The sequence below is a fragment of the Sulfurihydrogenibium sp. genome, from assembly GCF_028276765.1.
Classification (GTDB): domain Bacteria; phylum Aquificota; class Aquificia; order Aquificales; family Hydrogenothermaceae; genus Sulfurihydrogenibium.
Map to the genome: position 1 here is coordinate 1 of NZ_JAPYVU010000068.1, position 7187 is coordinate 7187.

Genomic DNA, 7187 nt, shown 5'->3' on the forward strand with positions numbered 1-7187 from the left:
GATACATAACGATTTTTTAAAGATAAAGGATTGTTATTACTGCTTTTATAATTTTTAATCCATCTGTATATGGTAGATTTTGATACACCAAAAGCTTCAACTGCAAGTTTTACTACAGTGTTCTAAATCAAATTCTACAACTTGTAATCTAAAGATTATTTCTGGATGTTTTTCCATAACATCATCTAATTCTTTTACTTGTTTTAAAAGTTTTCTTTCAAGTGTATTAATTCTCTGAATGTAGGTAGATGTTTCTACTTTCTTTCTCATCTTTATCCTCCGATTTTCATGATTTTAAATTCTTATATAATATTTTCCCATGTTCTTTTAGCTTGTACAGAAAGATATAACGCTGTTTGATTTATCAAAGGTAAATTGGATTTTTATAAAAATTTTTTTTATATGTTGAAAATTGAATTTTTTGATATAAACTTATAGTAAATAAAGGCGGAAAAATAAGAGTAAAAGCAAGTCTAAATCTATGAAAAGGTTTATACTGGTAATTTTTTTAAGCTTATTTGTTTTGGGTTTATCTAAAGGAGTAGAAAAGATGAAAGTTTATTCATATTCTTTTAAAGAAGGAGATTTTATACCTACCCAATACACGTGCGATGGGCTTGATATCTCTCCGCACATATCTTGGAGTAAGGTTGAAAATGCAAAAAGTTATGCAATCATAATGGATGACCCGGATGCTCCAATCGGAACTTTTACCCATTGGATAGTTTATGACATTCCATCAAATGTATTGGAACTTAAAGAAAATTTTCCTAAAAAATCGGTTGTTGGAAGTATTAAGCAGGGACAAAATGATTTTGGAAAAATTGGATATGGCGGTCCTTGTCCACCAAGAGGAAAGCCTCATAGATACTTTTTTAAGGTATTTGCTTTAGATGTTGAAAGCTTAGGATTGCCTGCAGGATTATCGAGAGAAGAAGTTGAAAGATTTATTAATAAGCATACGATTTCTTCCGGTTTCACTTATGGTCTTTATAAAAGATGATTTTTAATTAGCAATTAGCTTTAATATCTATGATTCAGCTTTATTAAAAAATACATTGAAAGAATTTGGCTCAATAAAGCAAAAATCATTATATAAAAATAGCCAAAATTGTAAAGGTAGCCTATAAAGATACCGCCTAAAAGATAGCCAACTCCAAAAATTAGATTAAACAAACCATAAACAGTTCCTCTTTTAGAAATAGAAGTTAAATCAGCTATCGCAGCCCTCATAACACTTTGATGAAAAGCCATAATAAAACCATATAAAACAATTCCTAAAACTGCTAAAAATTTTGAATCCTGAAATGTAAAAATTGGTAGTACAAACGTTGCGATAGGTACTAAAAATAAAACTTTAAATTTCCATTTGTCATAAAACTTTCCTACCAATAATGAGAAAATTAGATCAAAGACCATTGTGACAGTATAGAGTAAAACTATTATTTGTTCGTTAAAAATATTGTGCATTTTTAAATGATAAGAAATTACCGGATACTGTGGAAAGGAGACAATAGCAAAAAAGCTAAAAAGCATATACATGTAAAGGATTTTTGAGTCATATTGTTTATCTTGTGGCTTTTCCGTAACAGAAGGGTTAGGCAGTATTTTATAAGCTAAAATCAAGCACATCATTAGCAATATAAAAGGAATAAGCATGACAAGAAAACCTGTCTTATAACTCCCGGTTAGTCCAAAAGAAGCTAAGAATACAAGCGGTCCTATAATAGAACCTAATCTATCAAAAGCTTCATGAATTCCAAATCCTAATCCTCTTCCTATATTGCTTGTTGCAAAAGAGATTATCGCATCTCTTGCAGAACTTCTAATTCCTTTTCCTATTCTTTCTAACAGAATAAATAAAACTGCTATATCCCATCTGTCAACCAGTGCTAAAAGTGGAATAGATGCTATCAATCCATATCCAATGAATGTAAAAATCCAGTATGTTTTATACTTATCTGAAAAATAGCCAGATATAAATCTCAAAGCATAGCCTAAGAATTCTCCAAGTCCTGCTGTAAAACTTACTATAAATAACGATGCTCCAAGACTGTATAGATAAGGCCCTGCTATTCCTTTTGTTCCTTCGTATACTGTATCTCCAAACAGGCTAACAAAACCCATTAAAATTATGAATTTGTATATTTTCTTTGTTTCCATTGAATCCTCTAAATTTGGCTTTGTAAGTATTTTAAACCAGAATTTAGTTTGTGAGATGTGCGACGTTATAGGGATTAAACTTGAGTTACCACTTTGACCAACCTTAGAATGTTTTAAGAAAAATAGTCATTATACCTTTCATCTACTATTTAATAGATTTTATTGATTTTATTATCAAATCTTTCTTTAAAACCTCGTCAGCATCACAATACATTTCTTTTGTTTGTGATTTTTTCTTAATAGCAAAGACTTTATCTTCATCATCGTATTGGTAAATAACTACTGAAAAAGGACATTTGTCAGTAAAAGTGTTTTTGTTTTCATTACATTTCTTTTCTGTGTATATTAGATAAACGCCGTTTTTAAATTTTATCAATCTCAGACCTGAAATATTGGTTTCTTCTTTTGACATATCATTTCCACATCCGCCAACTTTAGTATAGGTATATATATTAGCTTCTGCTCCTTTTCCATCAACGACTTCTATTGGAACGTAAGAAAAATGTTTTTGATTTTCAATTTCATGATTAAGATAAAACGAATAAGCAATATAAATGTTGCCTCCAATAGGAGTTAAAAAGTCAGCAGATATTATTAAATCTTTTATCCCATCATTATCTATATCAAAATAATTAATTCCGTTTTTGATTTGGATAATTTTGATAGGATCTTTTTCCTCACCGTATCCTTGCTTTGGTAGGATAAATAACATAAAAGTTACTAAAAGCAAAGAAATTTTAAGTCTCCTTCTCATTTTAAGATCCTCCTATTTAATCTTTTCAAGTGCCTTTATCACTGTTAAAATTTCTTTTTTTATTTTATTTGTAGTTGGAACTCTAATATCTTCACACACATACTTTTCAAAATTTTCAGGAGTTACTTTTAAATACACTGTTTTATACTGCTTAATCACTGCACATGGTGGAACAGGTAATAAATAATAAGGGCCTTTAAATTCCTTCGTTTTAGAAGGCAAGAACAACTTCCAGCTTTTGGAAGTTTTTACAAAATAGTAATGTAATTACAATAGGTTTTCTCTTAAAACTAAATCCTGCTTTATATCCTTTTACCTTTCTCCCAAATTCATAAGGGTTAAATATCCCTATTTGGTCGTATAAAACTTTCACCTTCTTTACTTCTAAACCATTCAAGTTTAATGTCTCTACTTCCAATATCTTAAAAGTCTTAAAAACAAGTAAAACTGAATCAAAGCCATGATCTGTATCAATAAAAGCTAAGTTTAATTTTTCAAGTTTTTGAGCAATTTCTTCCTCTTCAGTTTTGGGTTTCCTTTCATATAGATCTGCACCAAAACCAGGAAAAATATATTTATGATCAAAATTATTTTCCCATATAACTGCATTCCATACTATATTAAGAAAAATATCTTCACTTGGTTCTTTCTTGCAATACTCATACCCCAAATCATGTAATAATTTTATAATTTCTTCTGGGCTATACTCCCTCCCTCAGCAGGTTTTTTACTACCAAACCTTATCCAGTTTCAACAGCAGCTTGCGCCAGAATCAATTCTAAAGCAATGCCTGTCTTTTGAGAAACTTCCTTTGCTTTAGGGTATATTGTCGCTATACAATCAGCACCTATTGGGCCTATAGTTCCCATTTTTTATCACCTCCTTATCTTAAAATTTCACATAAAATTGGTTTCTTATTTTCTTTACCTCTACCAAATAAAATATACTTGTTTTTATCTAAGATAAAAATCTCACTAAAATCCGGATCTAATTTAAATTCAGCAGGTACTTTCCATCGCATTGTAAATACAACCTTAGGCAGGTTTTCAATTGTTATTTCTTTTACCTGATATATACCATCTTTAGAACAAACTTTTCCTACATACAAAATAGAGTTTTTATCTTTTGCTGAATATATACAGTTTATTTCGCACATATCTTCTTTTAATGTATAGTAGAAATATTTAAACCTTTTATCATGGACATTATTCAAGTCTATGTAGAACAATTCAACATTATGTGTGTCTTTATCATGTCTCATAATTAGTAAGCCATTTTTATAGGTTGTTGCAAAATACGTATATCTCGAAAATTCATCCTCCTTGATTGGTAAGTGTTTTACGTAGCTTAAATCTATACTATTTATAACTTTACATTTTTTATCCAGCACTGTTAGCCAAGGTTTATCTGTTTTTAATTTATAGGTTGAGACTAATTCTAAGGTTAAGAGAAGATAAAAGCCATCTTCTTTATTCAAGAAAAAGTCCATTGGCTTAGGTAATAGTTCAATCTTAAGATTTTTACCATTAATAGGATCAAACAATGTACAATAGGAATTTGGAAAATCGTTTCTTATGTATTGTGTATTACCAATTGCAATTAATAAACCATCCTCTGTAATATCCCCGTCTATAAAGTGAGTTAAGGCACCTAATTGAAACGATCTGTCCCACTTTACTTTTAAATTGTAATCTAAAGCTACTAACCACCCTTTCCCCCATTTTGTATATTCACTGTAGTTTACAGCTCCAACACCAATTATTAAATTATCTTTTTTATCAATGATAATTTTTCTAAGCCAATTATCTTTTGCCTTTTTCCCTAATTCTTGGATTTTCATTAGATTATCGTTTTCATCTAAAACTCCTATCGCTGTCCATGATGAAGGTCCAGATTCATCAAACAGACCGAAAGATGCAATTAATTTGTTATCGAAATTACTAACATCATCTATACCCAGAAAGTTTGAGATGTTTAAATATTTACAATTAGCTTGTTTTATCTCCTCACCTAACCCCTGAAAAGGTAAAATAAACAATATAAAAACCAATAAAATCCAGAAAATTTTAAGCCTTCTCATGTGCGTTCTCTCTCCATTCCTATCCTGCCAGAACTTTAAATTCTTAAACGATCATCTCATTTTACTCCTTTGCACATTTTTTTAGTTTTTTCATATCCTCAATTAATTTCTTTTTTGGTCCAAGATATTTAAATTTATCATAATGATGCAATATATATTCATAAAGTTTAATTGCATTTGAAACAGATATCCAATCATCACACGGAAAAGGAGGTTCATCTGGTGGACTATCCCATACTATTTTCCATGTATTATTTACCTTGACAAGATTATATACTACAATCTCTGTCCATCTATCAGGACCTCCGCTCAAATCATTTGATAACCCACCGCAAAATTTAAGTTTTACCTTTACTTTAGCAGTATCCCCTTTTATTGACACATTTAAAATAGAAAAGTTTCCCAAAATGTCTACTCCAGCTCCTAAAACTTGATCTAAATACTTCTCTCCATTAAGAATAAACTTTACTACATCTTTACAGTAATTAGGATTATTATCAATAAAACTCGTATTAGCTCTATTTATAATAAATTGCTTAACAACTTCTTCTGGTTTTATAAAGTCTTTATTGTTATCCTCGCTATATCCCTGCTTCGGTAAAATAAACAGTATAAAAACCAACAAAAGCCAGAAAATTTTGAGCCTTCTCATACCTTACCCCCTCTTTTTTAGTAAAAATATTAATTAAAAGCTAGTATTAAAACAAGCATTTTTAACTTTAATACAAATCGTCCCCCTATCTATAAGTTATTATTACAATTCTATCTTTCAAAAGATAAGCCAAGCTATTTCCTGTTACCGAAGATTGAGTAAAACAATAAGAGCATGGTTTTTCACTAAAAAAAGGATTTACATTGGTAAATCTGCTATGATATTTTGCAAATAATTCCTTTTCCTTGCTCGGAAAATAGTAGTAGTATAAATAATCATGATCTTTTTTATTTTCTGCATAAATTAAAACCTGAGATGAAATGACTTTAAAATCTGATAAACTCGGCACATCTATAGTATAGTTTGGCTTTATAGTTTTTCCTTTTTCCGATTTTAAAATAGAATCGATATCCCAGCATAATATAAAAAACTTGTTGTTTTTATAATCATAATCACAAAGGATTTGGTGGTCTATGTAATTAGAAAGCCTTAAAGCAGCCTTACCCAACTCTGTAAGCTTATTAAGTTGATAATCATAAATATAAAACTTCCCAGTTTCATACATTAATAGCTTATTATTAGGTAAAATATAAAGAACTTCCCGGTTTACATCAAATGAATTAGGTATCTTAATTAGCTTAATTCCATCATTTCTTAAAAATTGGTTATCTATATATGATTTATTATTAGTGCTAACTACAAGCACATTGTTTAAAGCATCAAAGGCTTTAAATTTGATATTTGCAAGAATTTTTTAATTTCACCTGTTCTTAAATTTAAAGCGTATATATGATTATTATCAAAAGTTTTTAAATAAATTGTATTTGTTTCTGTAGTACATCCTATAATATCATAAATATCTTCTGTATGTATGTTTATTTCTTTAATCTTTATTTTTTGAGTGTTATTGTATTGGAACAGATCAACGTCTTTTAATGAAATAATTCTTAACTTCTTTTGAAGTGATTCTGCGCTGTATCCAATAACTAATGTATCATCATCACACCATGCCATTGGTGTACCGGGTTCAACATATGCAAAAATTTGATATTCTATCTTATCTTTATCAATTTTTAGTTTTAAATTAACACTTTTTTCATTAAAAACTGATTTTTCGTTTTTTTCCTCTCCAAACCCCTGCACAGGCAAAACAACCAATACAAAAATCAGAACTATCCAAAACTTCCTAAATAATCTCATGCCTATCTTCCTTTTTCTCATTCATCTTTTCTCTATTATATTTGAGACTGTTCTAAAAATCAACGTTGTGTACAGGTTATAATTCTGACCAAAATCATAGCAAAATATACATCAAAAAGCAGACAAATGAGAGTAAGTTCAATCATAGATACCAAAGTCCATAAACCCCTACCTATGATATAATTTTATGAATTTTTGATAGATAAAATACTTAAATACTTTGGGTGAGAAATTCAAATATAAATAAAACATCTAAAAAAACTCCTTGGTGGCAGTTAAAATTGTAATAGCAAAAATTCCACCAAGGAGGTAAAAATGCAAAACTCTAATCTTTATTT

11 protein-coding genes are annotated in these 7187 nt (G+C 29.3%); 1 reads left to right on the forward strand and 10 read right to left on the reverse strand.

Translation table 11 applies throughout. The annotated features are described in order from the left end of the window. Window positions 1-96: 96 nt before the first annotated feature. Entirely contained in the window at window positions 97-270 is a 174-nt protein-coding gene (locus Q0929_RS08470; protein ID WP_299239846.1) for a hypothetical protein, read from the reverse strand. Window positions 271-550: 280 nt separating this feature from the next. Here Q0929_RS08470 and Q0929_RS08475 point away from each other — a divergent pair, with 280 nt between their 5' ends. Then, complete coding sequence (locus tag Q0929_RS08475; protein ID WP_299239848.1) at window positions 551-1003, forward strand: YbhB/YbcL family Raf kinase inhibitor-like protein; 453 nt, start codon at window positions 551-553, stop codon at window positions 1001-1003. Between the two features lie 20 nt (window positions 1004-1023). Here Q0929_RS08475 and Q0929_RS08480 read toward each other — a convergent pair whose 3' ends face one another. From Q0929_RS08480 to Q0929_RS08520, 9 genes are all read right to left on the reverse strand, one after another. After that, window positions 1024-2163 carry an MFS transporter gene (locus Q0929_RS08480; RefSeq protein WP_299239850.1) on the reverse strand — a complete coding sequence of 380 codons (1140 nt, stop codon included), beginning with the start codon at window positions 2161-2163 and terminating at the stop codon, window positions 1024-1026. A 145-nt stretch (window positions 2164-2308) separates the two neighbouring features. Next, window positions 2309-2917: a hypothetical protein gene (locus tag Q0929_RS08485; protein ID WP_299239853.1), complete on the reverse strand. Its 609-nt coding sequence runs from the start codon at window positions 2915-2917 to the stop codon at window positions 2309-2311. Window positions 2918-2929: 12 nt separating this feature from the next. After that, window positions 2930-3055: a hypothetical protein gene (locus tag Q0929_RS08490; RefSeq protein WP_299239857.1), complete on the reverse strand. Its 126-nt coding sequence runs from the start codon at window positions 3053-3055 to the stop codon at window positions 2930-2932. Window positions 3056-3128: 73 nt separating this feature from the next. Beyond that, window positions 3129-3587: a hypothetical protein gene (locus Q0929_RS08495; RefSeq protein ID WP_299239859.1), complete on the reverse strand. Its 459-nt coding sequence runs from the start codon at window positions 3585-3587 to the stop codon at window positions 3129-3131. Between the two features lie 70 nt (window positions 3588-3657). Further along, window positions 3658-3786, reverse strand: a complete 129-nt coding sequence (locus tag Q0929_RS08500) for a hypothetical protein (RefSeq protein ID WP_299239862.1) — start codon at window positions 3784-3786, stop codon at window positions 3658-3660. Between the two features lie 14 nt (window positions 3787-3800). Beyond that, window positions 3801-4997 carry a hypothetical protein gene (locus Q0929_RS08505; RefSeq protein WP_299239865.1) on the reverse strand — a complete coding sequence of 399 codons (1197 nt, stop codon included), beginning with the start codon at window positions 4995-4997 and terminating at the stop codon, window positions 3801-3803. Between the two features lie 61 nt (window positions 4998-5058). Further along, window positions 5059-5649: a hypothetical protein gene (locus tag Q0929_RS08510; protein WP_299239868.1), complete on the reverse strand. Its 591-nt coding sequence runs from the start codon at window positions 5647-5649 to the stop codon at window positions 5059-5061. An 85-nt stretch (window positions 5650-5734) separates the two neighbouring features. Continuing rightward, a complete protein-coding gene (locus Q0929_RS08515) occupies window positions 5735-6214 on the reverse strand; it encodes a hypothetical protein (RefSeq protein WP_299239871.1) in 480 nt (159 codons plus the stop codon). Between the two features lie 146 nt (window positions 6215-6360). Continuing rightward, entirely contained in the window at window positions 6361-6849 is a 489-nt protein-coding gene (locus tag Q0929_RS08520; RefSeq protein WP_299239875.1) for a hypothetical protein, read from the reverse strand. Window positions 6850-7187: the final 338 nt, after the last annotated feature.

What these genes read in the sequence shown, in the direction of transcription:
- Q0929_RS08480 (WP_299239850.1), bottom strand. Translation starts at nt 2,163, where the DNA reads ATGGAAACAAAGAAAATATACAAATTCATAATTTTAATGGGTTTTGTT.
- Q0929_RS08505 (WP_299239865.1), bottom strand. Translation starts at nt 4,997, where the DNA reads ATGAGAAGGCTTAAAATTTTCTGGATTTTATTGGTTTTTATATTGTTT.
- Q0929_RS08475 (WP_299239848.1), top strand. Translation starts at nt 551, where the DNA reads ATGAAAGTTTATTCATATTCTTTTAAAGAAGGAGATTTTATACCTACC.
- Q0929_RS08500 (WP_299239862.1), bottom strand. Translation starts at nt 3,786, where the DNA reads ATGGGAACTATAGGCCCAATAGGTGCTGATTGTATAGCGACAATATAC.
- Q0929_RS08485 (WP_299239853.1), bottom strand. Translation starts at nt 2,917, where the DNA reads ATGAGAAGGAGACTTAAAATTTCTTTGCTTTTAGTAACTTTTATGTTA.
- Q0929_RS08510 (WP_299239868.1), bottom strand. Translation starts at nt 5,649, where the DNA reads ATGAGAAGGCTCAAAATTTTCTGGCTTTTGTTGGTTTTTATACTGTTT.
- Q0929_RS08470 (WP_299239846.1), bottom strand. Translation starts at nt 270, where the DNA reads ATGAGAAAGAAAGTAGAAACATCTACCTACATTCAGAGAATTAATACA.
- Q0929_RS08515 (WP_299239871.1), bottom strand. Translation starts at nt 6,214, where the DNA reads ATGTATGAAACTGGGAAGTTTTATATTTATGATTATCAACTTAATAAG.
- Q0929_RS08520 (WP_299239875.1), bottom strand. Translation starts at nt 6,849, where the DNA reads ATGAGATTATTTAGGAAGTTTTGGATAGTTCTGATTTTTGTATTGGTT.